The 23,835-nt window shown below is 41.7% G+C and carries 24 protein-coding genes; 18 read left to right on the top strand and 6 right to left on the bottom strand.

All coding sequences use genetic code 11. The annotated features are described in order from the left end of the window. Positions 1–30 precede the first annotated feature (30 nt). The 8 genes from OQ279_RS02515 (at position 31) to OQ279_RS02480 (ending at position 7,428) form a co-directional block, all read left to right on the top strand. On the top strand, positions 31–1,110 hold the full coding sequence (locus OQ279_RS02515) for an acyl-CoA reductase (RefSeq protein ID WP_266068214.1): 1,080 nt from the start codon (positions 31–33) through the stop codon (positions 1,108–1,110). A 98-nt stretch (positions 1,111–1,208) separates the two neighbouring features. After that, complete coding sequence (gene serC / locus OQ279_RS02510) at positions 1,209–2,273, top strand: 3-phosphoserine/phosphohydroxythreonine transaminase (RefSeq protein WP_266068213.1); 1,065 nt, start codon at positions 1,209–1,211, stop codon at positions 2,271–2,273. A gap of 15 nt (positions 2,274–2,288) precedes the next feature. After that, positions 2,289–3,239 carry a D-2-hydroxyacid dehydrogenase gene (locus OQ279_RS02505; protein WP_266068212.1) on the top strand — a complete coding sequence of 317 codons (951 nt, stop codon included), beginning with the start codon at positions 2,289–2,291 and terminating at the stop codon, positions 3,237–3,239. 116 nt (positions 3,240–3,355) lie between these two features. After that, the gene (locus OQ279_RS02500; RefSeq protein ID WP_266068211.1) at positions 3,356–3,967 is read left to right on the top strand and encodes a DUF937 domain-containing protein; all 612 of its coding nucleotides are present in this window, start codon (positions 3,356–3,358) and stop codon (positions 3,965–3,967) included. A 3-nt stretch (positions 3,968–3,970) separates the two neighbouring features. Continuing rightward, entirely contained in the window at positions 3,971–4,396 is a 426-nt protein-coding gene (locus OQ279_RS02495) for a DUF6146 family protein (protein WP_266068210.1), read from the top strand. A gap of 63 nt (positions 4,397–4,459) precedes the next feature. Beyond that, complete coding sequence (locus OQ279_RS02490) at positions 4,460–4,777, top strand: DUF6787 family protein (protein ID WP_266068209.1); 318 nt, start codon at positions 4,460–4,462, stop codon at positions 4,775–4,777. Between the two features lies 1 nt (position 4,778). Further along, positions 4,779–5,096, top strand: coding sequence for a hypothetical protein (locus tag OQ279_RS02485; protein ID WP_266068208.1), 318 nt, complete (start codon positions 4,779–4,781; stop codon positions 5,094–5,096). Between the two features lie 46 nt (positions 5,097–5,142). Beyond that, a complete protein-coding gene (locus OQ279_RS02480; protein WP_266068207.1) occupies positions 5,143–7,428 on the top strand; it encodes a TonB-dependent receptor in 2,286 nt (761 codons plus the stop codon). Between the two features lie 65 nt (positions 7,429–7,493). Here the strand turns inward: OQ279_RS02480 and OQ279_RS02475 are convergent, their stop codons facing one another. Continuing rightward, the gene (locus OQ279_RS02475) at positions 7,494–7,802 is read right to left on the bottom strand and encodes a hypothetical protein (RefSeq protein ID WP_266068206.1); all 309 of its coding nucleotides are present in this window, start codon (positions 7,800–7,802) and stop codon (positions 7,494–7,496) included. A gap of 44 nt (positions 7,803–7,846) precedes the next feature. Next, the gene (msrA, locus tag OQ279_RS02470; protein WP_266068205.1) at positions 7,847–8,398 is read right to left on the bottom strand and encodes a peptide-methionine (S)-S-oxide reductase MsrA; all 552 of its coding nucleotides are present in this window, start codon (positions 8,396–8,398) and stop codon (positions 7,847–7,849) included. 107 nt (positions 8,399–8,505) lie between these two features. On the opposite strand from msrA, the gene OQ279_RS02465 reads away from it, so the two are divergent. From OQ279_RS02465 to OQ279_RS02435, 7 genes are all read left to right on the top strand, one after another. Beyond that, on the top strand, positions 8,506–10,941 hold the full coding sequence (locus OQ279_RS02465; protein WP_266068204.1) for a DUF5916 domain-containing protein: 2,436 nt from the start codon (positions 8,506–8,508) through the stop codon (positions 10,939–10,941). A gap of 23 nt (positions 10,942–10,964) precedes the next feature. After that, positions 10,965–11,624 carry an ABC transporter ATP-binding protein gene (locus tag OQ279_RS02460; protein ID WP_266068203.1) on the top strand — a complete coding sequence of 220 codons (660 nt, stop codon included), beginning with the start codon at positions 10,965–10,967 and terminating at the stop codon, positions 11,622–11,624. A gap of 88 nt (positions 11,625–11,712) precedes the next feature. Then, entirely contained in the window at positions 11,713–12,477 is a 765-nt protein-coding gene (locus tag OQ279_RS02455; RefSeq protein ID WP_266068202.1) for a TIGR02757 family protein, read from the top strand. 111 nt (positions 12,478–12,588) lie between these two features. After that, positions 12,589–14,514, top strand: coding sequence for a BatA domain-containing protein (locus OQ279_RS02450; RefSeq protein WP_266068201.1), 1,926 nt, complete (start codon positions 12,589–12,591; stop codon positions 14,512–14,514). Further along, on the top strand, positions 14,511–15,773 hold the full coding sequence (locus OQ279_RS02445; protein ID WP_266068200.1) for a dihydroorotase: 1,263 nt from the start codon (positions 14,511–14,513) through the stop codon (positions 15,771–15,773). The genes OQ279_RS02450 and OQ279_RS02445 overlap by 4 nt, the downstream gene beginning before the upstream one ends. A gap of 42 nt (positions 15,774–15,815) precedes the next feature. After that, entirely contained in the window at positions 15,816–16,142 is a 327-nt protein-coding gene (locus OQ279_RS02440) for a magnetosome magnetite crystal formation protein family (RefSeq protein ID WP_266068199.1), read from the top strand. After that, positions 16,142–16,804, top strand: a complete 663-nt coding sequence (locus OQ279_RS02435) for an alpha/beta hydrolase (RefSeq protein WP_266068198.1) — start codon at positions 16,142–16,144, stop codon at positions 16,802–16,804. The genes OQ279_RS02440 and OQ279_RS02435 overlap by 1 nt, the downstream gene beginning before the upstream one ends. Here OQ279_RS02435 and OQ279_RS02430 read toward each other — a convergent pair. Further along, positions 16,801–17,298, bottom strand: a complete 498-nt coding sequence (locus tag OQ279_RS02430; RefSeq protein WP_266068197.1) for a hypothetical protein — start codon at positions 17,296–17,298, stop codon at positions 16,801–16,803. The two genes, OQ279_RS02435 and OQ279_RS02430, sit on opposite strands and share 4 nt — an antisense overlap. Continuing rightward, entirely contained in the window at positions 17,298–18,059 is a 762-nt protein-coding gene (locus tag OQ279_RS02425; RefSeq protein WP_266068196.1) for an MBL fold metallo-hydrolase, read from the bottom strand. Before OQ279_RS02425 ends, OQ279_RS02430 begins: the two co-directional genes overlap by 1 nt. Positions 18,060–18,178: 119 nt before the next feature. Here OQ279_RS02425 and OQ279_RS02420 point away from each other — a divergent pair, with 119 nt between their 5' ends. After that, a complete protein-coding gene (locus tag OQ279_RS02420; protein ID WP_266068195.1) occupies positions 18,179–19,633 on the top strand; it encodes a TonB-dependent receptor in 1,455 nt (484 codons plus the stop codon). A 91-nt stretch (positions 19,634–19,724) separates the two neighbouring features. On the opposite strand, the gene OQ279_RS02415 is transcribed toward OQ279_RS02420, so the two are convergent. Further along, complete coding sequence (locus tag OQ279_RS02415; RefSeq protein WP_266068193.1) at positions 19,725–20,201, bottom strand: SRPBCC family protein; 477 nt, start codon at positions 20,199–20,201, stop codon at positions 19,725–19,727. Between the two features lie 208 nt (positions 20,202–20,409). Between OQ279_RS02415 and OQ279_RS02410 the strand changes: the two genes are divergently transcribed. Both OQ279_RS02410 and OQ279_RS02405 read left to right on the top strand, forming a co-directional pair. Then, entirely contained in the window at positions 20,410–21,255 is an 846-nt protein-coding gene (locus OQ279_RS02410) for a phosphatase PAP2 family protein (RefSeq protein ID WP_266068192.1), read from the top strand. A gap of 60 nt (positions 21,256–21,315) precedes the next feature. Continuing rightward, positions 21,316–22,809 (top strand): S10 family peptidase, encoded by a 1,494-nt coding sequence (locus tag OQ279_RS02405; protein WP_266068191.1) that lies wholly within the window; start codon positions 21,316–21,318, stop codon positions 22,807–22,809. 139 nt (positions 22,810–22,948) lie between these two features. Here the strand turns inward: OQ279_RS02405 and OQ279_RS02400 are convergent, their stop codons facing one another. Next, positions 22,949–23,776 carry an HAD family hydrolase gene (locus OQ279_RS02400; protein WP_266068190.1) on the bottom strand — a complete coding sequence of 276 codons (828 nt, stop codon included), beginning with the start codon at positions 23,774–23,776 and terminating at the stop codon, positions 22,949–22,951. Positions 23,777–23,835: the final 59 nt, after the last annotated feature.

Here is a 23,835-nt window from a genome sequence, read left to right as displayed (position 1 = left end):
AGCCAAATCCGTTCTTAAACAAATAAGGAGATGACAATCGAGCAACGTAGAGAAAAGTTGGAAAGCCTGGGACGTTTTTTAAACCAGTTTAAAAGACAGGGAATTGAGAAAGATGAAAGCCTGCCACACAACGATCCTTATTTTGAACTGCTGAAGGAAAAAATAGAAAGAGCCGTGCATTACAACGGCTGGTTCACCCTTGAAAATGTGCTTTTTAGCATCGAGCAATGGAGCAGGGCTCTCACTTCAGATAACCTTCAAAAATGGCTTTCTGGCTATGATTTTTCTGAAGTTGAACCAAAAACCGTGGGCATCATCATGGCCGGGAACATCCCACTCGTGGGATTTCATGATTTTATTTCGGTGCTGGTGAGTGGCCACAAGGTGCTGGTGAAACAATCTTCTAACGATAAGCTGCTTTTGCCCGTAATAGCCGATTATCTCAAAACAATTGCTCCTGAATGGCAGGAAAAAATTGAACTTCTCCCCGACTCTGCCGATGGGGCGTCAAAAATGACAAATTTCGATGCCATTATTGCTACCGGAAGTAATAACACTGCACGTTATTTTGAATATTATTTCTCCGGAAAGCCTTCCATCATCAGGAAGAACCGCAATTCGGTAGCTGTGCTTACCGGAAATGAGACTTCCGAAGAACTTTCGGCCCTGGCTGAAGATATTTTCAGGTATTACGGCCTTGGCTGCAGAAATGTTTCCAAATTATATGTTCCAAAAAACTATGACTTTAATGCCTTTTTTGAGGCCGTATACAGTTGGAACCCTATTATAAATCAGGCGAAATATGCCAACAACTATGATTATAACAAGGCGGTATATTTAATGAGCCAGTTCAAGTTACTCGAAAACGGGTTTCTCATTCTTAAAGAAGACGTATCCCTTAACTCCCCTATCGCCACACTGTTCTATGAAACTTATGAAGATATGGAAGCAATTCAAAAGGAGCTTGACAGCAGGAAAGAGGAGATTCAATGTGTAGTGGGAAGAGAAATTATTGAAAATGAAGTAAGTTTTGGCAATACCCAGTATCCACAACTTTGGGATTATGCAGATAATGTAGACACCCTCCACTTTTTAACCAAACAAGTCTAAAAAGCCCGATTTTCGGCTGTAAGTTATCCTAAATTATCATTTCAATAACAGGAAAATGCTTTTGATTTTCTCATATTTGTAACTGTTAAAACACAAGTATGAAAAAACATAATTATAGTGCCGGACCCTGCATACTTCCACAGGAAGTTTTTGAGGAGGCATCACAGGCAATATTAAATTTCAATAACTCAGGCTTATCAATTCTCGAGATCTCACACCGAAGTAAAGACTTCGTTGATGTAATGGAAGAGGCCCGCAACCTGGCCTTAGAATTGCTGGGGCTGGAAGGCAAAGGATACAAAGCCCTTTTTCTCCAGGGCGGTGCAAGCCTGCAATTTCTTATGACTCCATATAACCTGCTGAAAACAAAAGCAGCTTATCTCAATACGGGTACCTGGAGTACAAAAGCCATTAAAGAAGCTAAATTCTTTGGAGAGGTTGCCGAAGTGGCATCATCGGCCGACAGAGATTTTAAATACATCCCAAAGGGTTATTTTATACCTTCAGATGTAGATTATTTTCATTGCACCAGCAATAACACCATCTACGGTACTCAAATAAAGGAATTTCCAAATACACCAAAACCAATGGTGTGTGACATGAGCAGTGATATTTTCTCACGGCAAATGGATTTTTCTAAATTTGACCTCATTTACGCAGGGGCACAAAAGAATATGGGGCCTGCAGGTACTACCCTTGTGGTGATAAAAGAAGATATTCTTGGTAAGGTAGACCGATCAGTCCCTTCTATGATGGATTATCGCGTACACCTCAATAAAGCCAGTATGTTCAATACTCCTGCAGTTTATGCAGTGTATGTTTCTATGCTCACCTTAAGATGGCTTAAGAACAATGGAGGTATTGCCGGAGTTGAAGAACAAAACGAAAAGAAAGCAAATCTTCTCTATTCAGAGATCGATATAAATCCCCTTTTTGAAGGCTATGCAGAGAAGGCAGATCGCTCAACCATGAACGCTACTTTTAACCTGATAAACGACGACCTTAAGGAAACTTTTGATACTATGTGGAAAGAGGCAGGAATTAATGGTCTTAACGGGCATCGCAGTGTTGGAGGTTACCGCGCCTCAATGTACAATGCTCTTCCGCTTGAGAGTGTACAGGTGCTGGTAGATGTGATGAGCGAACTGGAAAGAAAAGCTTAAAAATAAATCTTTTAAATGAAAATTTTAGCAAACGACGGTATTGCTTCGGGGGGTAAAAAACAACTCGAAGAAGCCGGATTTGAAGTTATAACTACCAAAGTAGCCCAGGAGCAACTGGCTAATTTCCTTAATGAAAAAGAAATCTCGGGGCTCATAGTTCGCAGTGCCACCAAGGTGCGCAAAGAGCTCATCAATGCCTGCCCCAATTTGAAGATCATTGGCCGTGCAGGCGTGGGAATGGATAACATTGATGTTGAATACGCCCGCAGCAAGGGAGTGCATGTGTTCAACACACCTGCAGCTTCTTCGGCTTCTGTAGCCGAGTTGGTGTTTGCACACCTTTACGGCGGAGTACGGTTTTTACACGACTCCAACCGGAATATGCCGCTTGAAGGAGATTCCCGTTTTAAGGAACTCAAGAAAAGCTATGCCGGTGGTCGCGAATTACGCGGGAAGACCCTTGGGATCATTGGCTTTGGCCGAATAGGCAGAGAGGTTGCAAAGATCGCTCTGGGTATTGGGATGAAGGTCATCGCCAGTGATAGTACCGAAGGGGAAGCAGAGATCACACTGGAGTTTTATAACCATCAGGAAATAAAAATTCCAATTAAGACCGAGCCAGTAGAGCAGCTGATAATGGATTCAGATTTTATAACCCTTCATGTTCCGGCACAAAAGGAGCCTGTTCTGGGAAAAGAAGAGTTTGAACAGATGAAAGATGGGGTTGGAATTATAAATGCATCCAGGGGTGGCGTAATAGACGAAGTGGCACTTATAGAAGCATTAGAAAGCGGAAAAGTGGCTTTTGCAGGCCTCGATACTTTTGAGCAGGAGCCGAGCCCGGCAATTAAAGTACTTATGAATGGTAACGTTTCTCTTAGCCCTCATATTGGTGCGGCTACAAAAGAAGCCCAGGAAAGAATTGGTTTTGAACTGGCCAATGAAATCATAAAGGTGCTCAAATAACTCATTATTAAGTATAAATATTTAAAATGCTTCTGTTAAAGGAAGCATTTTTTTTGGTTAAAACTCAAATTCCGTTTAGGAGCGCATCTTATTTTTCGTAAATTAAAAAGAAAAAGATGGCTTCAATATTAGATTTTTTAGACACTGAAAAAGGAAAGGAATTTATTCAGAAATCCAGTGAAGAAGTGAATGAATCACCAGATAAGGTGAAATCGGCTCTTGGTATGGCCCTGCCTATGATCATGGGCGCCTTGAAAAAGAATACAAGTTCTTCGGAAGGTGCAGAAAACCTGAATAAGGAATTGAATAAAGACAAACATGACGGCTCTGTACTCGATAAGATTGGCAGTGGCGGACTTTCAGGTTTGTTGGGAGAAGGTTCGGGGATTCTGGGGCATGTACTTGGCGGCAGCCAGTCAAAAATAGCTTCGGCTGTAGGTTCAGCAATAGGAATGGACTCGGCTAAAGTGAATAAACTTCTTCAAATGGCTGCACCTGTGATCATGGGTATCCTGGGAAAACAAAAGAGGAAAGAAAATATCGAAAGCAGTAGCGGTGTGGCCAGTCTTGTGGGTTCTGTGCTGGGAACTAATTCTTCACACGATCAATCTATGCTCGAGACTTTTATGGATTCAGATCAAGGCGGAAAAATTGCTAAAGACGTTGCTGGCAAGATCTTTGGTAGTAAAGATAAGTCCAAAGGATTGGGCGATTTTTTTAAAGGATAAGATATGAAAAACCTCCTCTACATACTTTTTGCCGGACTTGTCATTTATAGCTGCTCTTCTACGAAGAACAGGAACTTTGGCGCTGAAGAAGCCGGGGTTCAAAATGATACAGTGCGAATAGCCAATGATAGCCTGGAGTATGAGATCATTATAATTGATCCGGGCTACTCCTACTTTCTAAACTCTGTGGCACGGCCCGAAGGTTACCACTCCCTGAGTTATCTCGAAAACAAGAACCAATTTCTGGTTACCGATTATAACAGCAGGGTTCGGAGCCCTCAGCTTTACAATCCGAATATTTACGAGATGGAAATCAATTATGACCCCGATATTAATTACGGCTACGAGGTGAATTATAAGCTGTATAATTACTTTGTTTACCTCTCCCAAAAATACAATCAGCGGTTTTCTGTCCCTACAAGATTGTGAACCAGATATGTATAAACCTCACCCAGGACCTCACTTATTAATATTCTTTTTTATATTTGCCGCATGAACAAATTGAAGCAACGTTGGGGGATTTCTTCCAACTGGCAAATTTTAATTATTTTCATCGTTTTCGGTCTTACAGGTTCCTCATCCCTGTTCGTAGCGCGACCGGTGTTGGAGTTCATAGGGCTCAATCGCATGAGCTTTCCAGCAGATCTTGTAGGTGCAATTAGCTATTACGCCTTGCGCATACTCATGATATTTCCGGTTTACCAGGTTCTCCTGGTGCTGTATGGCTGGCTGTTTGGACAATTCAGATTTTTTTGGCAATTTGAAAAAAATATGCTTTCCCGATTAGGTTTAGGCAGAATCCTGAAGTAACATGAAGCTGTGGCAAAAAATATCACTGGTTCTGTTCACCGGGTTGATCCTCTTCCCTTCGGCAGTAGATCTTGCGCATATTTTTGCGGGCCACCAGCATTATACCTGTAATCATTACGCCGAATCTCATATACATCAGGATACTGTAGATTGCGATATATTTCACTTTCAGCAAAATCCTTTCTCCTTCCCTCCTGCTGTCGCGTGGTCATTGTATGAACCCCAGGTAGAAAGCCTTCACTTAAAGAAGGAGTATCTATATTTAAGTACGTTTCAAAAACTTCATTTCTCGTTAAGAGCACCCCCAGCCCTTGCGTAAGATTTACTGAAGCATTTTTTGAATTAACAACGTATTTAAAATACCAATGAAAAATATCATTTTTGGGCTGCTTTTATTAGCAGTCACTACCGGCTATAGTCAATATTCAGCCAAAGGCATTGTCATAGATGCAAATACAGAGCAACCTGTAATAGGAGCTGCCATTCAGCTTCAAAAGCCAGAACGAAGTACCATTACCAGCCTTTCCGGAGAATTCACATTAAATAATTTGACAGCGGGCAACTATTCTCTAGTTATTTCTTCCCTGGGATATGGTACCCAAACCTACCAATTTGAACTTCCGGGTGCCGGGGAGCTTAAAATCAAGCTTTTTCCTACTGCAATAGAGATGGAAGAAATCATTGTCTCTACTCCTTTTCATCAACTGCAAAGCGAGAATGTCATGAAAGTAGAGCGGATAACGCGTGAAAGTCTGGAACGTTCGGGAACCAGCAGTCTTACCGAAGGCATAAGCGAGATTGCAGGCGTTGAAACCATTACTACAGGTACTTCTATAGGGAAGCCCGTTATTCGCGGTTTAAGCTCTAATCGGGTGCTGGTCTATGCGCAGGGAGTACGCCTGGAGAACCAACAGTTTGGAGATGAACATGGCCTGGGCTTGAGTAGTTCGGGGATTGAAAGCGTAGAAGTAATAAAAGGCCCTGCTTCCCTTCTCTACGGAAGCGATGCTCTGGGCGGCGTTTTGTATTTGAATCCTGAACGTTTTGCCCCACAGGGGGAAACCGAATTTGATGCTGAAACCGCTTATTATTCTAATACCGAAGGTTTTGAAGCTAACGCAGGTGTGAAAACATCAGCTGAAAAATTCAATTTCCTGGTTCGTGGAAACCTTGCCACGCACAGCGACTATGAAACAGGAGACGGAAGAAGAGTCACCAATACCCGCTTTACAGGATACGATCTTAAAGGTGGTGTAGGATACCGGGATGAAAATTATAAAGGTGATCTTCGCTATAACATCAACAGCAGCACTGCGGGAATTCCTGAAGAAATCGGAATTCAAAGCACTTCAAAAAGTAAAATGCTGCCTTACCAGAAGGTAGATAACCATATTTTGAGCCTTGACAACTCTTTTTATTTTGACGAGTCAAGCCTGGATGTGAAGATAGGTTACCTCTTTAATAATAGAAAAGAGTTTGAAGATGCTCACCATGAAGAGCACGGGCATGAAGAAGATCATGAACATGAAGAGCATGAGGAACATGAGGAACATGAAGGACATGCAGAAGGAGAACCAGCCCTCGAAATGCACCTTGAAACCCTTAATTATGATGTAAAATATCATTTCCCGGCACATGGAAAATTTGAGACCATTGTAGGGGTGCAGGGGATGTTCCAGTCTAATGAGAACATGGCTGAGGAGATCCTAATCCCCGATGCCCGCACCACAGATGCCGGCGTACTCGCTACCACACATTACCACCTTGAAAAATTAGATTTTCAGGCAGGCTTGCGGTACGACTTCAGAAAAATTTCTTCTGAAGCTTATGAAAATCATGATACCGAAACTGAAGTACCGGCTTTAGAAAGGGAATTCAACAGTTATAATGGCGCTTTTGGAGTAAAGATGGATATCACTTCTAATTTTACCTCCAGGCTTAACCTAGCCACCGGATTCAGAGCTCCAAACCTGGCTGAGCTCACCTCTTACGGAAGTCATCACGGGACTAACAGGTTCGAGATTGGAAATTCAGATTTGGAGAACGAACAGAACTATCAGATAGATCTTGCGCTCGAATTCAGGAATCAGCACTTTGAAGTTTCAGCTAACGGGTTCTACAATGCTATCAATAATTACATTTTCTTAAATCCCACAGGAGAGTTTATTGATGAAAATTCTGTTTTTGAGTACCTGCAGCACGATGCAAAACTTTATGGTGGAGAAGTAGGATTGCATATTCATCCACACCCTCTCGACTGGCTGCACCTTGAAAGTAATTACGAGCTCGTCATTGGAGAACAGGATAACGGGGATTATCTTCCTCTTATTCCCGCTCAATCTATTCAAAATACAATTTGGGCAGAAATCGCTGATGGAAAAACATTTAAAGATGCTTATGTGAGTCTTAGCTTAAAGTCAGTCTTTGATCAGAATAGAACCGGACTTTTCGAGACTGAAACTGCTGGTTATTCTCTTTTAAATACGGGAATAGGGACTTCTATAGCCTTAAATTCTGTAGAGCTGCAGGTGAAACTGGCAGGAACAAACCTTCTTGATAAAACCTACATCTCTCATCTTTCGAGATTAAAACCTGATGGTATACCCAACATGGGAAGAAATATATCTTTGGGAGTAGGGTTTCAATTTTAAAATCCAGCAAAAAAAAAGCCGGTTGTTCTTAAAACAACCGGCTTTTTCATTTTATATCAATTCAACTACTTCACTCTAACTTCAATAGGCCGCAGTTCTCCAAAATCATCTTCTCTTTGCCATACAAAGGTGTATAGCCACATTAAAGTAAATGTTGGAATTATATCACTAAATGGCAAAATCTCTTCAATAAATACCAGGACAGAGGCTAATTTCCCCTTTTTGCCGGGATACATAGCCGACATTTTCCTGGCGGCGTAAGGAGCCCATAAAAGATCAAGGAATCCTCCAACTAACGGAACTGCTCCACTTGCCATACCAATAGCATCGTAAACCAGGCCTTTGATCAATAACTTCTTTTTATTGGTTTCCATCTATTTTTTTATTTTATAATATCAATACAAGAAAAGTGCCATTTTTATGATTCAGCTTTTACCTTCTTTGAAAACGTATGCTTCAGTTTCTGAACCTTCGGATCAATGATCACCCGGCAATATGGCTGATTCCTGTTTTGGTTGTAATAATCGTGATGTTCCTGTTCGGCTACATAAAACTCACCCGCAGGGGCGATCTCAGTGACTATAGGATCTTTAAATGTCTTTTCTTCTTCCAGCTTTCTTACAACATTTTCGGCGGTTTCTTTTTGAGCTTCAGAATGATAAAATATGGCACTCCTATAATGCGTGCCTACATCATTTTGTTGCCGGTTAAGCGTTGTAGGGTCATGCGTGGCAAAGAACATATACAGTAACTCTTCAAAAGTGACAATTTTGGGATCAAATTTTATCTCTATAGATTCTGCATGCCCGGTTCTTCCGGTCACCACTTCCCGGTACGGCGGATTTTTAATATGCCCTCCGGTAAAGCCCGAAGTCACCTGTTTCACACCTTCTATACGTTGAAAGACCGCTTCGGTACACCAAAAACATCCTCCGGCCAAAGTTGCCTTTTCCATTTGTTTTTCTTCCATATTTAGTTTTTCCAAAAAATAGGCAAAAACAACGAACCTTCCAATTATAAAATTTCAGGATTTCGTAACATTGCATTACGGGATAAATTCGCCTTTAATAACACCCTATGCTCTGTAAATATCTGTTGTTACCTTTTTTTCTTTTAATAACAGGATGCCTGTTTGGTCAACAAAATGAACTTCCTCAGAAAAAGATCTACACAGCTACCAGAATTGAAGATAAACCAAAGATTGACGGAATCCTGGATGATGAAATCTGGAAAGATATTCCCGAAGCCGGAAATTTTGTAATGTACGAGCCCGGCGATAGTAAACCTTCCCGCAGTACACATCCCAGCCAGGTAAAAATAGCCTATACCGATGAAGCTATTTACGTGGCAGCCTATCTTTACGATAATGAACCTTCTAAAATAAGGCGCGAATTTGCGCAGCGCGATAACCTGCCTACTGCCGATTATTTCTTTTTTGATCTCAATACCTACAACGATGGCGAGAACCAAACGCGGTTTTACGTCACCGCCGCGGGTACGCTCGCCGATGCCAAAATGAAGAGGGACAATGAAGATTTTGCTTTTAATGTGGTATGGGAGGCAAGGGTTTCCTTAAATGAAAATGGCTGGTTCGTAGAAATGGAGATCCCCTACTCTGCCCTGCGTTTTCCGGGCGGTGAAGAGCAGCTGTGGAGCATGCAGCTGGGAAGGCACATTAGCCACCTCAATGAAACTTACGTTTGGAATTACATCGACAAATCTATTGGGGAAAGCACTCATTATAATGGCATTTTAGAGGGGATAGAAAATATTGACGCTCCGGTACGACTTAGTTTTTATCCTTACGTTTCGGGGGAAGTTGATTATATTGACGGTGAGACCACCACGGCATTCAATGCCGGAATGGATCTCAAATACGGAATTAATGATGCCTTTACCCTCGATGCCACGCTAATCCCCGATTTTGGACAGACCGCCTATGATGAAGTGGAACTGAATCTTGGGCCTTTTGAACAGACATTTGGTGAGAACAGGGCCTTTTTTACTGAAGGTACCGAGCTATTTACCAAAGGAGACCTGTTCTATTCCCGGCGTATAGGTGATACGCCTTTGGGTTTTAACAACGCGCAGGACGCCCGCCTCAAAAACGAGGAAATAGTAGAAAATCCAGAAACTACCAACCTTCTAAACGCTCTAAAGATCTCCGGAAGAACCAAAAGCGGACTTGGGATAGGGTTTTTTAATGCTATTACCGAACGGCAAAAGGCAAGGTACTACAACAAAACGACGGGCGAACAAAGAGAGCTTGTCACCGAACCACTGGCGAATTACAACATTTTTGTACTCGACCAGCAGTTTGATCAAAAATCGTCTGTTTCTCTCATCAATACCAATGTGATTAGGGAAGGAGAGTTCAGGGATGCCAATGTTTCCGGTTTTTTGTTTGACGTTTATAACCGTGGCAGTTCCTTTAATTTTTCGGGGGAAGCAAAGATGAGCCGAATCAATTATGCCGAAAGTAACAAGACAGGATTTGCTTCACAGCTGGCTTTTGCGAGAACCAAGGGAAAATTCAGGTATGGAATCTCCCATGAATTTGCCAATAAGACCTATGACATCAATGACCTGGGGCTTAATTTCATCAATAACTACAGTAACTTCAACTGGGAAACCTCCTATCGCATTTTTGAGCCCCACGGAATTTTCAATGAATACAATATTCAGTTCTATGGCGACCATCAGCGACGCTATGATCCCGATATTGCACTCACCAATAACTTTGGGTCGAGTTTCTTCGGAATCACCCGCGAAAGGTTCGCTTTTGGAGGTAATGTTAATTACAGTACACCTTTCAAGGACTTTTTTGAGCCCCGCCGGAATAATTCCTTCATCGAATATCCTGAAAATGCAGCAGCTGAAGCCTGGATCTCTTCAGATTACCGCAAAAGAATTGCGATAGATTCGCGCCTTGGTTACAACAAGTACCTGGGAAGCCCGCACGGGGAACTCAACTTTAGCTTTAGCCCCCGTTTTAGGGTTAGCAACAGGTTTATGCTTATTTATTCCTTTGAATTTATGGAGGAAAATGAGCGGGAAAGTTTTGTAGCATTACTGCCCAAAAATGTCATTTTTGGCACCCGTGATATGAAGAGCATTGAAAATTCCCTGCAGGGCAGCTACAACTTCACCAATCGGCAGGCCCTTAATTTGAGTTTCAGGAACTTCTGGTCTTCAGCAAATTTCGCCTATGACAGCTTCAGTCGTCTACAGGACAACGGGGAGCTGGTTTCCTATAACTACAAGGTTGATGAAGCAAACGATCCCGATGCAAATTTTAATGTGTGGAATCTCGATCTAAGCTACCAGTGGCGTTTTGCTCCCGGCAGTGAGATGATCCTGCTTTATCGCAATTCCATTTTCAATGTAGACAAGCAAAGTGAACTGGCTTATTTTGAAAGTGTAGAAAATCTTTTTAAACAACCGGCGAGGCATAATCTTTCGCTAAGAATTGTATATTATCTGGATTACAGCAGCATAAACAGCATAATTTAAACTTAATATTGTAACAACATACCATGATAGAAGCACATAACATCCATAAAAGTTACAATGACCTGCATGTTCTAAAAGGAGTAGACCTGCATATCCCTAAAGGCGAAATTGTCTCTATTGTAGGAGCTTCGGGGGCCGGGAAGACCACCCTGCTTCAAATTCTTGGGACCCTTGAAAAACCCGATCGCAATACCAACAGTGTCCTCAAGGTAAATGGCGTAGATGTCTATTCCCTTTCTTCAAAGGAGTTGGCGAAATTCAGAAATGAAAATATCGGATTTATATTTCAGTTTCACCAGCTGTTGCCCGAGTTTACAGCTCTTGAGAATGTATGCATCCCGGCCTATATCGGGAATAAAGATAAAGCCCAGACAGAAAAAAGAGCTAAAGAATTACTGGGGTTCCTTGGCCTTTCAAAGCGGGGCGATCACAAACCGGCCGAAATGAGCGGCGGTGAGCAGCAACGTGTCGCTGTGGCACGGTCGCTTATAAACAATCCCGGAGTGATCTTTGCCGACGAACCTTCAGGAAACCTGGACTCTGAGTCGGCTGAAAACCTGCACAGGCTCTTTTTTGATCTTCGGGAAGAATTTGGGCAAACCTTTGTGATCGTGACCCATAATGAAGAGCTGGCCAATATGGCTGACAAAAAACTGACTATGGTAGACGGTAAGATAATTTAAGGTTTAAGGTTCAAGGTTCAACATCCTTAAACCTCAAATCTCACGTCTAATGTCTCACGTCTCAAATCTCACATCCAAAACCTGGTAAATGAATTCAACAGAACTTAAAGAATTCCTCGATTTTAAGGTTGACCAATACAATACTTCAGAATTTATTGAAACAGATCCTGTGCAAATCCCGCATTTGTTCAGCAGGAAAGAAGACATGGAAATTTCGGGATTTTTGACCGCTACGATTTCCTGGGGCAACCGTAAAAGTATTCTGAAAAATGCCAATTATTTGATGGAGCTGCTGGAATTTGCACCCTATGATTTTGTGCAGAATCATTCCGAAGCAGAACTGGTAAAGCTTGAGAACTTCGTGCATCGCACCTTCAATGGTGGCGATCTTATTTACTTCATCAAGGCGTTTCAGCATATTTACAGGGAGCACAATGGCATGGAAAACATCTTTAGTAAACATTCAGGTAAAGATAGTTTACAGCCTGCAATCCATGATTTTAAGAAAATATTTTTTGAGCTGCCTCACGAGAAGAGGACTGAGAAACATGTGAGCGATCCGCTAAAAAATTCTGCAGCCAAAAGGATCAATATGTTCCTGCGATGGATGGTAAGAAATGACAGCAGAAATGTAGATCTTGGCATTTGGAATAGTATTTCTCCGGTACAACTCAGTTGCCCGCTTGATGTACATTCGGGAAACGTTGCCAGGAAACTGGGGCTCTTAAAACGGAAACAGAATGACGCCAAAGCTTTGCTGGAGCTGGATAATAACCTTAGAAAGTTAGACCCGCAAGATCCTGTAAAATATGATTTTGCATTGTTCGGGCTTGGGGTTTTTGAGAACTATTAAGCTGAAGTAGACAGTTAACACTGAAATATTGTTCACTTCGGAAGTTTTAAAGATTAAATAAAAAGGTCTTGCTGAAGCCTTTTTCTATATTTGACAAAAGAATGCCTGCGCATGTACTTTAAACATCCTGAACTGCTTTACGCCCTTGTTGTGCTGGTGATTCCAATCCTGGTGCATTTGTTTCAGTTAAGAAAGTTTAAGACAACCCCATTCACGAACGTAAGGTTCCTCAAAAAAGCCGTTTTACAAACCCGCCAGAGTTCGCGCTTAAAGAAATTTTTGGTCCTTTGCACCAGGCTTCTCATGCTCACATGCCTTGTGCTGGCCTTCTCACAACCCTACTTCCCTCCCGCTTCAGCGACAGTTGAGGAGACCAAAACAGTGATCTATCTCGATAATTCTTACAGCATGCAGGCGCGGGGTAAAAACGGAATTCTTTTAAAACGCAGTGTGCAGGATTTACTTGAAAATATTGCTGAAGACGAAGAGGTAACTTTGTTCACCAACAACGAAGAATTCAGAAATATCCCGGGAAGTACGCTTCGGGAAAGGCTTCAGGAGATTGAGTTTGCTCCCGAAGAACTTTCCTGGGAAACTGTGGCTCTCAAGGCAAACAATCTTATTGGTTCTGCGGAAAACCTTCAGAAGAATTTTATAGCAATTTCTGATTTTCAACACTTACAGGATTCTGTTATTTCTCTCAAAAATGGCATTTTTACGCACCTGGTCCAGTTGATCTCCGAGCGGGTTGACAATGCAATGATCGATTCGGCATGGGTTACAAATGCAGGTCTAAACCAGACTGCACTCCAGGTTTCTTTTTCGGCAGTTGGAGACAGGCAGGAAGAAATTGCGCTAGGAATTTATGACGGCGACCGGATGCTCGCCCGCAAAACCGTTAAACTTCAAGAGGGAACTGAAGGAAATACCACATTTAACCTGGATACAGATGTAATTCCTGACGGAAGAATCGAGATTGAAGATAACGGATTGCAATTTGACAACCGACTGTACTTTAGTATCAACGAAATTCCGCCGGTGAAGGTAGTGGCAATTGGCGACCGCGAAGTAGATTACCTGCAAAGGATCTATGGTCCCGATGAGTTTGAACTCACAATACTTCCTGAAAACAACGTAGATTACAATGCCCTCTCCCGGGCCAACCTGGTAATTCTGAATGAGCTGAATCAATTACCTTTTGCTTTGATAAGCAGCCTTCAGCAGGTAATTGAAGATCGTGCGGTGGTTGTTATTATTCCGCCGACACAGGGAAAAAATGAAGACTACAACGTATTGCTGCGCAACCTGAATTTGCCCCTTTTTGAGGATTTAAATATTCAGGATAAATTAATTACAGATATCAGTTTTGAGCATCCGCTTTACAGCAGTGTTTTTAATGAAAAAGTCACAAACTTTGAATATCCCGGTGTTCAAAGCTCATATCTGTTAAACAGGAGTGTTCCGGGTATTTTAGAGTATCAAAATGGAGCTCCATTTCTTTTTCAGCAAGACAATGTCTTTGTGTTTACGGCAGCATTGAACCGGGAAAATTCCAACTTTAAGAACTCTCCGCTTATTGTTCCCACCTTCTATAACATTGGTAATTTGGCTATTTCAAGACCAAGTCTTTACAATGTACTTGGCAAACCACAAAAAATCTCGCTTCAGGCTGAACTTCAGAAGGATGAGATCCTTAAATTATCATCTTCTGAAAGCACTTTTATTCCGCAGCAGCAAAGCTTCAGGAATAAGGTAGAGCTTACCCTGGATGACTTACCGAAAACTCCCGGCCACTACAAAGTACTACAGGACGAAAAGCTACTGAGAACCTTCAGTTTTAATGTGCCTCGCAGTGAAAGTGATCCTTTACTCAACAGGTTGCAGGGACAGGAAGATCTTCTTGTGCACGAAAATATTTCCGAAGCTTTTTCTTTTATAAAATCGGCTAATGAAGTCGATAGCTTTTGGAAATGGTTTGTTATTTTTACTCTTGTTTTCCTACTTGCTGAAATACTAATTCTAAAATTCCTCAAATGAAAATACTCGTCAAATCTGCCCGGATAGTTGATAACGAAAGTCCGTACAACAACAAGGTCATGGACATCCTGGTAGAGAATGGTCTCATTGCAGAAATAGCACCAGAAATCAAGGTCAAAAAAGCCGATCTTGAAATAAAATTTGATAATCTTCATGTTTCGCAGGGATGGTTTGACAGTAGTGTTTCTTTTGGGGAGCCGGGATTTGAAGAAAGGGAAACTTTGAAAAACGGACTAAAAACAGCAGCTAAAAGCGGATTCACAGCCATTGCCCTAAACCCCGGAAATGACCCGGTGACCGATAACACAGGCGCGGTAACTTATCTTAAAAACAAAGCTGAAAAGCAGCCGGTAACTGTGCTGCCAATTGGGGCACTTACCCGCAAAAGCGAGGGTCGTGATATGGCCGAACTTTACGATATGCAACAGGCCGGCGCGGTGGCTTTTGGAGATTTTAAAAAACCTGTTTCCAATCCCAATCTTTTGAAGCTTGCCCTGCAGTACTCCCAGAATTTTGACGGATTGGTGATGTCATTTCCGCAGGAAGACAGGATAGCACTTCAAGGGCAGGTAAATGAACATGAGAACAGTACCCAACTGGGCCTTAAAGGAATTCCGGCCCTGGCTGAAGAATTGCAAATCATTAGAGATCTTTATATCCTGGAATATACGGGAGGTAAACTTCACATCCCTACCATTTCAACAGCAAAATCTGTAGAACTCATTAGGGACGCTAAAGAAAGAGGGCTGGATGTGTCTTGCAGTGTGGCTATTCATAACCTCTTTTTTACAGATGAAATGTTGCATGAATTTGACACCAATGCCAAAGTGCTTCCACCTTTAAGAACCAAAAGCGATATCAAGGCACTTATTGCGGGAGTAAAAGATGAAACTATAGATATGATAACCTGCGACCACATCCCTATGGATTCTGAACATAAAAAAGTGGAGTTCGATAATGCCCTTTTTGGAACCCTGGGGCTGGAATCGGCTTTGGGCGCTTTACTGCAGTTGTTTTCTATCAAGACCACAGTAAAATTGCTTACTTCGGGCAAATGGAGGTTTGGGCTTGGCGAAGGAGTCATTGACGAAGGGCTTCCTGCCAACTTCAGTTTTTTTAATCCTGAAGGAGAATATACCTTTCAAAAAGAGCATATTTTGAGTGCTTCCAAAAACAGCCTCTTCCTTGGAAAAAAATTAAAAGGCAAAGTATACGGTATTCTGGTAGGTGAAGAATATTTAGCTTCTTATGACCGGTAAGGAAGCGCAGAATTCCGTAAATTTACCCCTAAATTATCTCTTATGGACAGTGTAGCCAACCAGGGGAAAGCTGCAGCAATTTGGGCCTATCTTACTATTATAGGAACTATTATTGCTTACTTTCTCAACAATGATTCAAAGAACCCGTTTGCTTCTTTTCACATTCGGCAGGCGCTGGGAATCCACATCACCTTTTACCTTTTGGGAATAATAGTTTCGTGGTTTAATACCTGGCTTATTTCGGCACCATTTTACCTCTTTATCATCATTTTATGGGGTTATGGCTTACTTGCTGCCATACAGGGAGAAAAGAACGAAGTACCCATTTTAGGAAAACAATTTCAAAATTGGTTTAGCACAATAAATTAATGGAAGCAGAAACATTCACCCTATATCATTTAGTCAGAAAACCCAAAAAAACTGTAGAAAAGGCCCCTTTGCTCATCATGCTACATGGCTACGGAAGCAATGAAGAAGATCTATTTTCTTTTGCAGACGAGTTGCCCGAGGAGCTTTTTATTATTTCTGTAAGGGCACCTTATCCCCTGCCTCCTTATGGCAATGCATGGTATGCGATTCACTGGGATGGCAGCAGCAACGGCAAATTCAGTGATGATGATCAGGCAGTGATTTCGAGGGAAAAGATCGTTCAATTTATTGATGAAGTAACCGAAAATTATCCCGTAGATGCCAACAATGTTACATTACTTGGCTTCAGCCAGGGATGTATCCTCAGCTTTAGTGTGGCACTTTCATATCCCGAAAAGATCAAAAACGTGGTTGGCCTTAGCGGGTATATCAATGAGGAAATCCTAAAAAAAGGATATAAAAACAATGATTTTTCAGGACTATCAGTTTACAGTTCCCACGGTACGGTAGATCAGGTAATCCCTGTGGAATGGGCCCGTAAGACGGCACCTTTCCTGGATACTTTAAATATTGAGAATACTTATTCAGAATTTCCTGTAGGTCATGGCGTTGCGCCACAAAATCTTATGGAGATCAAACAATGGCTTAAGGAGCACCTTTAATTGCGGGGATACAACAGGGCTTTTTCAGTAAAAATCTCTACTGTGCCATTGTCGTCAATTTCAAAACTAACAAAAAGGTCACCCCAATAAAGACCATCGGTAAAACTTGCTATGGCCCATTTGTGGTTTAGCAGTTTCACCTTATTAATTCTGAAAGGGCCATTCATGCCTTCATAAGGAATAAGGTCGTTATCGGCATCTACCGCGTTTCTGCTTACAAGAGCTTCCTCTACCTTATTCATTACATCGGCAGGATCAAGCCCCCTGTCTTCGAGGTATGAAAGCGCTTCCTCATTAGAGGCTAACGAAAAGGATTTTTCCTGTGAAGCATTTTCTGCGACAGGTTGAGCATTCGCTCTTTGCTCTTCAAGTTCCTTTTTTAGATATTCTATTTCTTTTTCTTTAGATGCCAGTACTTTAGACCCATTCATATAAAAGACTACCGCCAGTAAAGCAGTAAAAACAAACAGGTACATTAAAAAACTCTTGCGCATTAAATTTCAATTTGAAGGTTATCATAGGCCAAAAACACATTTTTGGGAAGTTCGGCCTGTACCGCTTCATGAAAACCCATATGTTGACTTATGTGAGTGAGGTAGGCTTTGTCTGGCCCTATTTTTTTTATAAATTCTAAGGCTTCCTGTAGATTAAAGTGGGAATGGTGAGGTTCTTTCCGCAGCGCATTTACAACCAGCACATCTACTCCTTTTAGCTTTTCAGCCTCTTCTTCTTCTATGGTCTTTGCATCTGTGATATAGGCAAAGTCTCTAATTCTGAAACCAAAAACCTGTACCCGGTTATGCATCACGTTTACGGGAATAATATTTATCCCTTTTACGGGGAACGCCTTATTTTCAATAATATGTTCCTGTACACTGGGTGCACCCGGATATTTATTTTCTGAAGCAAAAATGTACTCAAACCGTTTTCGTAAAGAAGCCATTACCCTTTCATGAGCATAAACCGGAATATCTCCCTGCCTGAAGAAATAAGGCCGTATATCATCCAGCCCAATAGTATGATCACTGTGTTCATGGGTGTATAAAATAGCATCTATTCGCTGCACATTATTAGTGAGCATTTGTTGCCTGAAATCCGGTCCACAGTCAATGAGGATATTGTGGTTGTCTACTTCAACAAGAACCGAAACCCGTAACCTTTTATCTTTGGGGTCTTCGCTTTTACAAACCGGGTGGTCACTACCTATAACGGGTATTCCTTGTGATGTTCCTGTACCTAAAAACGTAACTTTCAATGCTCTTAATTTTACCACAAAACTAAGTATTATTTTTTGTTTAGCCCTCCATTTTAGTACCTTTGACTACGATCTAAGCCGTTCCTACAAAGGAACAAGTTTGTACAAAAAAAATAGCTATGCCAATAACTATAATGGGTGACCGGGAATTTGAAAATGTCCCGTCGATAAAGAGTAAAGCTTTACGCATCAACCTAAATGAAAATATCTACGGAACTTTTTCTGAAATAGGTGCCGGGCAGGAAACTGTACGTAACTTCTTTAGAGCCGGTGGTGCTTCTGGGACTATTGCAAAGGCCATGAGCGCCTATGATAAAGACTTTAGTGATGCAATTTACGGAATAGAAGACGACAGAAGATATGTCACCGAAGAACGTTTAAAAAAAATGCTCACACATGAGACCAATCTCATTGAGCAAAGGATTTCCCGCGAAAAACACCCCAACAAATTATTTTTCACCTACGCCAATACAGTGGCCACCATTGATTTTGCCAAGAAATATAAAGGTCATGGCTGGGTAGGAATTAAATACCAGGTGCATCCTGAAGAAGATTACAACGAGATCAGTCTCCACGTGCGTTTTCACGAAAACGATGCTCGCTTGCAGCAAAACACGTTAGGAATCCTGGGAGTGAATTTGATCTACGGAGCTTATTATAAATATGATAACCCGAAGAAATTACTCCGTTATCTTTACGACCACATAGATAAAGACCAGATAGAGATTGATACCATCAACTTTTCGGGCCCTCGATTTGAAAAGGTCGATAACAGGTTGATGAGTTTACAACTGGTCAAAAACGGAATGACAGAAGCGGTAATGTTCGCCCCCGACGGGAATAACGTTTTACCAGCTAAGATCCTTTACAAAAAGAACATTCTGGCCTTGCGCGGTAGCTTTAGACCGGTGACCAAGGTGAATATGGACATGTACAAGCGTTCTTTGGAACTTTTCCTCAATGAAAACAGGGTTTCTGAAGAAAATACAGAAGTGATCTTTGAGATCACCCTTTCAAACCTTCGGGCGGAAGGAGAAATTGATGAACGGGATTTTATGGACAGGGCAGAATTACTATGCTCCCTAGGTCAAACCGTGATGATCTCAAACTTCCAGGAGTACTATAAGGTTGTAGAATATTTCTCCCGCTACACCAAAGAACGCATGGGGCTTGCAATGGGTGTAAACAACCTGGTAGATATATTTGATGAGAAATACTACAGGCACCTGAGTGGAGGGATCCTGGAGGCATTCGGAAAGTTGTTCTTTAAAGATCTTAAGGTCTATTTATATCCGTTCAAAGATCGTGAGACCGGCGAAATTACGACCAGTGATACCCTGAAAGTACATCCAAGAATGAAGGAACTGTACAAGTTCTTCAAATACAACGGAAAGGTTGTGGATATTACAAATTACGATCCGGCTATTTTAGATATTTTCTCCAGGGAAGTATTACAATTAATTGCTGAAGGTAAAGGTGGATGGGAAGATATGTTGCCCGAAAAAACCACAGCGATGATCAAAGAGCACGATCTGTTTAGTCACTACAAACAAAAATCAGCTCAAAAGATCTAAACTCGCAGGAATAAGATTTTAAGATAAGATCTGAAACAGGCCTTTTAAATTGCTCTTATGCTTCTTTTAGAGAGGTGCCAAAAAGGGTAATTTAAACGGCCTCTTTTTTATAGCTCCCAAACAATTCAATAAGTTTCTTTCTTCTGAAGTTGAAGATTTCCTCCAGTTTGGGTTTGACCATCAAAGGATGAACTGCCTGCCCTATTATTCCAAAAGGAAGTTTATAATCTATAATATCTTCCATCTCTACGCCGCCATCTATTTCCCTAAGAAAATGTTTATGGTGCCAAAGAGCATAAGGTCCAAACCTCTGTTCATCTACAAAATAATAAGGTTCTTTGATATGAGTGATTTCTGTCACCCATTTTGTTTTAATTCCGGCTACGGGAGTAACTATATATTGAATGATTTGTCCGGCAAACATTGACCTATCCCCTCCCGATATAATATCGAATCCCATGTAAGGCGGTGTGATTACTTTGAGGTTTGCAGGACTGGAAAAAAATTTCCACGCCTCCTCCAAAGAAATCGGTAATTTCTGAACAGTGTGTAACTGATATATTTTCATAGCAATCTTTTTCCAAAGGTAAGTTTTGTTTTAATATTTTTAAATAAACTTAAACAAAAAGTTTTCTTCACTAATGGATTGAAGCTCTCAGGAAGAAGGTTAGTTTTCTGAAAATTTTCTGAAAACCCTTGCTATCACTCTTATAATTGCGTTAATGCTTCAGGTTGTAAAAAGTAAAAAAACGAGCTTTGATTAAAACTCCCAAAAGATGAAGAAATCAATTTGTGTTATAGTTTTACTTTTTTGCTTTACTTTTTCTACTTACTCTCAATCTTTTTCCACCTCCAATAGCGATACTTCCCAATCCCCATACAAGATCAGCTGGAAGCTTGATGCTCCCTGGGTGGGTGTGGGATTAGGTTTAAACGTGCTGGGTCTTAAATTGATCCAGGACAAGGATGATCTCACTATTGAAGAACTTAACGATTTATCAAAAGATGATGTGCCGGGTATAGACCGTTTTCTGGCGGGAAATCACAGTGACAGGGCCGATAAGATAAGCTACTATCCTTTTTATGGGTCTTTTGCAGTTCCTGTAATTATGATGGTGGCAGATGGCAATATGCGGTCAAACGCCGGACAAATTTCAGTAATGTTCCTGGAAAGTATGGCTACAACAGGAGCTTTATATACTATTTCTGCAGGTTTGGTAGAGAGGGCGCGACCTTTAGCATATAACACCTCTGTTCCCGAAGAAGATCGTAGGGAAAGTGGGGCGCAAAGATCCTTTTTTGCAGGACATACTGCAGCTACGGCCTCCGCTACTTTTTTTGCGGCCAAGATCTACAATGATTCCTATCCGGATTCGGCAGCGAAACCGTATGTGTGGACTGCAGCAGCGATTGTTCCTGCCTGGGTGGCCTACTTAAGGGCCGAAGCCGGGAAACACTTCCTCACCGATAACATAGTAGGATATGCTGTGGGTGCAGCAAGCGGAATTCTTATTCCGGAGCTTCACAAGAGGGATGAACAGAATTTTCAGGTATCTCCGGCTATGGGAGTCGATATAAGGGGAAATGAATTCCAGGGGCTGTCCTTTAGTTACAGCTTCTAAAAAACGGCGCAGGTTCTTCTGATTTTTTCTATTTTTAGGTTTTTTAACCAAGAACCTGAAATGAAAAAAATTACTTTCCTCGCAATCTTATTTGCTGTTTTACATGCCGAAGTCCGGGCACAGGACGTCCAGATCCCTGTTGACACTACTGTAGTTACCTCCCACAGGGTGAACATAAACGGGCAGAGAATTGACTATACGGCAACCACAGGTATGCAACCTGTTTGGAATGAAGATGGTGAAACCCTTGCCAGTCTCTTCTATACCTATTACAAACGCAGTGGTATTAATGAATTAAAGAACCGGCCATTGGTGATTTCCTTTAATGGTGGGCCTGGTTCTGCATCTGTCTGGATGCACATTGCCTATACTGGCCCGCGAGTTTTGGAGATAGATCCTGAGGGTTTCCCTATTCAGCCTTACGGCACAAAAGAGAATCCGTATTCAATTCTTGATATTGCCGATATTGTCTATGTTAACCCTGTAAATACTGGGTTTTCAAGGATCATTGAGCCAAAAGGTGAGAAAAAACAGAATCGGGACCAGTTCTTTGGTGTGAATGCCGATGTTAGCTATCTCGCAAAATGGATCAACACCTTTGTGACCAGGTATGACCGCTGGCTGTCTCCAAAATATTTGATTGGCGAAAGCTATGGAACTACCCGGGTTTCCGGTTTGGCCCTCGAACTTCAGAATTCACAGTGGATGTATTTAAATGGAGTAATCCTTGTTTCTCCTACAGATATTGGAATAGACCGTGAAGGCCCTGTAGAAGTCGCAAACCGACTCCCCTACTTTACTGCCGCCGCATGGTACCACAACCTGCTTCCGCAAGATCTTCAAAAAAGGGATTTGGAAGAGTTGCTTCCCGAAGTTGAACAATACGCAATAAATGAATTACTTCCTGCTCTTGCCAAAGGAGGATTCCTGGAGCAGGACAAGAAAGAAGAAGTGGCTTCAACTATGGCCCGCTATTCCGGAATTTCTGAGAAGGAAATTCTTCAGCATAATTTAGAAGTACCCTATAATTATTTTTGGAAAGATTTGCTGAGAGATCAAAAAGGTATGACCGTGGGAAGACTTGATTCCCGCTATGTTGGCTTAGACCGCAAAGAAGCCGGAGATTCCCCCGATTATAATGCTGAACTCACCTCATGGCTACATTCTTTTACTCCGGCAATCAATCATTATCTTAGGAATGACCTTAAATTCAAGACAGACCTTACCTATTATATGTTTGGGCCCGTGCACCCATGGGACCGAAGCCGCGATAATACCGGGGAAAACCTGCGTCAGGCCATGGCTCAGAATCCTAACCTTGATGTGCTTATTCAGAGTGGGTATTTTGATGGGGCAACCACATATTTTGATGCAAAATATACCATGTGGCAGCTGGATCCCAGCGGAAAGATGCGCGACAGGTTAAGCTTTAAAGGATATCGCAGCGGCCATATGATGTACCTTCGGAATGAGGACCTTAAAAAGGCCAATGATGATGTGAGGGAATTTATTCAGAAATCATTACCACAACCGGGAACACCTGCAACTTACTAATAGGTTGTATTAAACTGAAAAGGTCGCCTGAAATGCCATTTTTGACACCCTGAAACAGTTACAGGTGTTAATTACAGCTTTTGAGGCGACTTTTTATTTTCTGAAATCCTGATCTTCTGGTTTTATACTCTGCAAGTATCTATAAAGACTGCGCCTTGGCAGCTTTTAAGCCTTCAAGCAGCTCTTCCAGTACCTTTTCCACTCCCAGTTCGTCATTGCTGCCGGCGTGGTGCGTAGCCACGGCTTTCACTTCTTTATGTGCGTTTTGCATAGCGTAGCTGTAGCCCGAATGTTCAAATAATTCCAGGTCGTTTAGATAATCTCCAAAAGCAACCGTTTCTTCTTTCTTAATGTTCATCTGCTCCTGTACGGCAATGAGCGCATTTCCTTTTTGAGCTTCCTTATGGTTAAAATCTATCCAAATTTCTCCGGAAAGTTTTACCTGCAGGCGATCTTCAAAATGCTTTAGGTAAGGCAGGGAATTTTTCTCGGCTCCTGAAAGATCACAAATAGTGAATTTTAGAAAAAGGTCGTCCTCTACTTCCATCAGGTCATCTACCACTTTGTATTTCTCATAATGATTAAGAAACGGCTCCATAAATTCGGGAGCTGTACTTTCAATGTAGGCCTGTTCCCTTCCGCAGAGAATTAGATACTTATTTTCAAGTTTTCGCACTTCCTGTATAAGTTCGTGCACTACCTCTTTTTGCATAGGTACAACGTGTAATTCCTGCTCATGCTGCATTACAATAGCTCCATTTTCGGCTATGTAAATAAGCTCATCTTTAATCTCGTCCATTCGCTCCCTAAGGCTGTAGTACTGCCTGCCACTGGCCACGGCAAATTTAATCTCCTGCTCCTGCAGGTCTTTAAAAATCTTTAAAAACTGCGGACTCACCTCGTGCTTGCTGTTCAACAAAGTTCCATCCATGTCGCTCACCACGAGCTTTATCTTTGAATAATCCATATCCTTTACTATTGAAAAAAGGCAAAAATAAGGGAAGTTTCAGGCAACAAAGAATGTAG

It is taken from the genome of Salinimicrobium profundisediminis (assembly GCF_026241755.1).
Classification (GTDB): Bacteria; Bacteroidota; Bacteroidia; order Flavobacteriales; family Flavobacteriaceae; genus Salinimicrobium; species Salinimicrobium profundisediminis.
This window is presented reverse-complemented; position numbering and strand designations above follow the sequence as displayed.